Origin of the sequence: Pandoraea sp. B-6, assembly GCF_000282835.1 — a bacterium.
Taxonomy (GTDB): Bacteria; Pseudomonadota; Gammaproteobacteria; order Burkholderiales; family Burkholderiaceae; genus Pandoraea; species Pandoraea cepalis.
Genome location: NZ_KB290497.1, coordinates 1 through 3,031 on the forward strand (window position 1 = coordinate 1; position 3,031 = coordinate 3,031).

Below are 3,031 nucleotides of genomic sequence, written 5' to 3' on the forward strand. Positions count from 1 at the left end.
GGACAGGGGCCGCGGGTACTTCGCCCGATATCGCGGCGCGTCCGGCAGCACGCGCCATCGCCGGCGTGACGCTCGGCGTCACGTCCCACGGCGGCAGGTCGTCGGCATGGGCTTCGCCCCGAGGGGCGGCCGCATCGACGCGTGTCGCAACGTCGCCGCCCTCGTCAATCGCCGTTACCGTTGCCGTCGCCGCCTGGGCCACGGCCTCGTGCGACATCCACACCGGCCACAGCCCGAACTCTTCCAGAATCGCTTTAGGCCACGGCACGATCAGTCTCCCACGTCAGGCGCATCACAATGGCGTCTTCACGACGCCCGCTCGCCGGATAATATCCCTTGCGCCGGCCAATCTGCACGAATCCGAAACGCTCGTACACGCGCAGCGCCCTCACGTTCGACGGACGCACCTCCAGCAATACACCGCTCATGCCCTGCGCACGCGAGACTCGCACGACCTCGTCAAGCAACTGCACGCCCAGCCCGTTGCCCTGCATTTCCGGCTCGACGCACACGTTGAGCAAATGTGACTCGTCGACGACCGGCATCATCAGAAAATAACCGAGCAGTGTGCCATCGACCGCGCGCAGGCAGACGCCCTGATGCCCGGCGTCGAGCGAATCGGCGAAGTTCTGGCGGGTCCAGGGATACGGATACGCGCGCACTTCGACGGCTACGACCTCGTCGAGATCGGCCAGCGTCATCGGCGAATAATGGTTCGGACCGGTCTGGCGCATCAGGGCACCTCCGGGGCATTTGCCTTCGCGGTCTGGGCCACGGCCTGCTTGATCGCTTCGCGCTCGGCGGTCGTTTGTGCCACCTTGTTGCGGATGTAGACCGGCATGGCCTGATCGGCGGGAATGGCGCCGCCCCGCGCGAAGGCGCGGGCCGCGAGCGCTGCGACGTAACGGGCACGCGGCATGGCGTTGGCCAGGACCGCCTGCGCCTGCACGCTTGCCTGCAATCGATCGCCGAACGCCAGCGCGGCATTGCCCGCGATGACGAAATCCACTTCGGGTGCGCGCACCCGTTCGGCAGCGTCGAGCGACGCAGGCAGAACTTCGCGCCAGTCGTTCGTGGCGCTGTCCCAGGCGTAATCGGCCCAATAGGCCTCATTCATGCGCGCATCGAGTGCGACAAGCACGCGTTGTGTGTCGACGCGCAATGCGCGCGCCGCTTCGGCACACGCGAGCAACGTGCCCACCGGCACCACGGGCAGTGCGGCGCCAAACGCCAACCCCTGCGCGACACCGCAGGCCGTGCGCAACCCGGTAAACGACCCCGGCCCCGCCCCGAAGGCGATCGCGTCGCATTCGGCGAGCGTGACGCCGGCCTCGCGCAGCACATCGCGCGCGGCGGGCAGAATATGGGTGCTGGAGACCGGGCCGGTATCGAGGTGGCGCTCGACCACAAGGGCCGGGGCACCGCTGGCGGGATCGTGACGGTATACGGCAACCGAACAGAATTCGGTCGAGGTATCGAGGGCGAGAAGCGTAATCGAAGACATGGCGCTATTGTAATCGGGTGGGCGGCGAGCCACCTAGCGGCACCGACGGTCGCCCGCCCCTGGCCGGTGCCAGCTTGCCGCATTCCGCGTAGCCGAGCATCGCAACCGCCCCATCACTCCGTGCAAATCCGAACGTGCACTTCCCCGAAAACACTGCTATAATCCGCGCTTCGCTTCGCGGATCGTCATTGGACTTCCTGCGAGGCGACGAAAAACTGCGTTTTGCCCCAATCCTGTGATAAGCCGCTGTAGTTCTTGCCGGTACTGGCGCTCCTGATAAAGGAACGACCCGCCACCGTCCCTGGCTTACGATACGGATTTCGATCCGCTTTCTGCCCCATCCGCGATTTGCTTCCTGCTTGCGACGAATTGGGTTTGCCGATTGGCGCCAACGCCCCGACATCACCTTTTTGATCCGCAAGAGGCTTCATGGAACAAACTTCCAAGATGTCTGCGCTCGCGCAGACGTATTTCCCTTCGTCCGAAGAAAACGCTAACGCTATTGTTGTCGATGCTGCTCCGGCACCCAGCGACGACGGCAAGCCCACGTTCGCCGAACTCGGCTTGAACGCGGCGATTCTGTCGACGCTCACCACCGCAGGCTATACCCATCCGACGCCGGTGCAGCAGCGCGCGATTCCCGCCGCGCTCGCCGGTCGCGATCTGCTCGTGTCGAGCCCGACGGGCTCCGGCAAGACGGCCGCCTTCATGCTGCCCGCCATCCACCGCTTCGCGGAAATGCAGGCCAGCGGCGAGCTGAACAGCCGCGCCCCGGCCGCGCATCCGCGCAACGTGCCGGCAGAGCCGGGCGAAAAGCCCCGCAAGGGCCAGCGCGTGCGTCGCGTGGCCGCCCAGCCGCTGCTGCTCGTGCTCACGCCGACGCGCGAACTGGCGCAACAGGTCTCGACCGCGGCCGACACGTACGGCAAGCAACTGCGCCGCCTGCGCACGGTGAGCATTCTCGGCGGTATGCCCTACCCCCGTCAGCTCGAAATGCTGGCGAAGCAGCCCGAGATCATCGTGGCGACGCCGGGCCGTCTGCTCGATCACATCTCCAGCGGCAAAATCGACCTGTCGCAATTGATGATGCTGGTGCTCGACGAAGCCGATCGCATGCTCGACATGGGCTTCATCGACGACATCCAGACCATCGTCGACGCCACGCCGGCATCGCGTCAGACGCTGCTGTTCTCGGCAACGATCGACGGCCGCATGGGCGAAATCACGCGTCGTCTGCTGCGCGATCCGGAAACCATCGAGATCACGCGCGGCTCCGACCAGCGTACCAACGCCAACATCGAGCAAACGCTCCATTACGTGGACGATCGCGCCCACAAGGATCGCCTGCTCGCACACCTGCTCGGCAACGATTCGCTCGACCAGGCCATCGTGTTCACGTCGACCAAGCGCGACGCCGACCTGATCGCCGACCAGCTCGAACAAGCCGGTTTCGATAGCGCTGCGCTGCACGGCGATATGCCGCAAGGCGTGCGTAACCGTACGCTGCGTGCCCTGCGCGAGCGTCGT

The 3,031-nt window shown here is 65.7% G+C and carries 5 protein-coding genes; 1 reads left to right on the plus strand and 4 read right to left on the minus strand.

Going from position 1 to position 3,031, the window contains the following annotated elements; translation table 11 throughout:
• The 4 genes from A985_RS24270 to A985_RS28070 form a co-directional block, all read right to left on the minus strand.
• Nucleotides 1-268 (minus strand): hypothetical protein (locus A985_RS24270; protein ID WP_039829884.1); only part of this gene is annotated, 268 nt, incomplete at its 3' end.
• Nucleotides 255-734: a ribosomal protein S18-alanine N-acetyltransferase gene (gene rimI / locus A985_RS0104710; protein ID WP_017232251.1), complete on the minus strand. Its 480-nt coding sequence runs from the start codon at nucleotides 732-734 to the stop codon at nucleotides 255-257. The genes rimI and A985_RS24270, both read right to left, overlap by 14 nt.
• Nucleotides 734-1,504 carry a tRNA (adenosine(37)-N6)-threonylcarbamoyltransferase complex dimerization subunit type 1 TsaB gene (gene tsaB / locus A985_RS0104715; protein ID WP_017232252.1) on the minus strand — a complete coding sequence of 257 codons (771 nt, stop codon included), beginning with the start codon at nucleotides 1,502-1,504 and terminating at the stop codon, nucleotides 734-736. The genes rimI and tsaB overlap by 1 nt, the downstream gene beginning before the upstream one ends.
• A 185-nt stretch (nucleotides 1,505-1,689) precedes the next feature.
• Nucleotides 1,690-1,935 carry a hypothetical protein gene (locus A985_RS28070; protein WP_150563536.1) on the minus strand — a complete coding sequence of 82 codons (246 nt, stop codon included), beginning with the start codon at nucleotides 1,933-1,935 and terminating at the stop codon, nucleotides 1,690-1,692.
• Here A985_RS28070 and A985_RS28945 point away from each other — a divergent pair.
• Nucleotides 1,934-3,031 (plus strand): DEAD/DEAH box helicase (locus A985_RS28945; RefSeq protein WP_232424521.1); only part of this gene is annotated, 1,098 nt, incomplete at its 3' end. The genes A985_RS28070 and A985_RS28945 overlap by 2 nt on opposite strands.